Below are 720 nucleotides of genomic sequence, written 5' to 3' on the forward strand. Positions count from 1 at the left end.
TTCATATAAAGAGTAGTCACCCTAAAAGCAGTGAGTTTCTAACAAAGTTTTCTAATCGAACAATATAGTGCTGAAGCTAACGCGATTGGATTTGATGCTGAAGGGATTGTCTGCACGAAAATATGTTAGCCTGTTGTAATAATTTACGGCCCCGAGAAGATAGGGGCAATAACTTGCGAGACTGTTTTGACCAATAACTATATCCTTCGCCGCTTGCGCTATACCTTTGAATATAATGATCGACAAATGATTGCGCTGTGGGCCAGTGCAGAATGCGCTGTAACTCGAGAGCACATAAGTCAATGGCTAAAGAAAGACGATGATCCAGACTTCGTTAACTGTCCAGATAAAAAGTTTGCCAGTTTTCTCAATGGTATGATTAATAAGTTGCGTGGCAAGAAAGATGGTCCTCAAGCTTTGCCCGAAAGTCGTTTAAATAATAATATTATTTTGCGTAAGCTGAAGATTGCGCTGAACCTTCGAGACGATGATATTTGTGAGCTAATGGCATTAGGTGGCTATCGTGTCAGCAAATCCGAGTTGAGCGCATTCTTTCGTAAAGTAGGCCACAAACATTATCGTGAGCTGCAAGATCAAATGCTGCGCAAGTTTATTCAGGGCATGCAGCGAAAATACCGTGATAGCACAGATGCTGATGAGACTGCGGTTCCTGCATCTCCCGTCCATAGTAAGGAAGACTCAAACAGCGAAAGCGACCGA

The 720-nt window shown here is 42.5% G+C and carries 1 protein-coding gene; it reads left to right on the forward strand.

What is annotated here, in order from left to right:
* Nucleotides 1-186: 186 nt before the first annotated feature.
* The coding region (locus A3735_RS06085) for a DUF1456 family protein (protein WP_068637757.1) at nucleotides 187-720 on the forward strand (534 nt) is incomplete at its 3' end.

Source organism: Oleiphilus sp. HI0061, assembly GCF_001635675.1.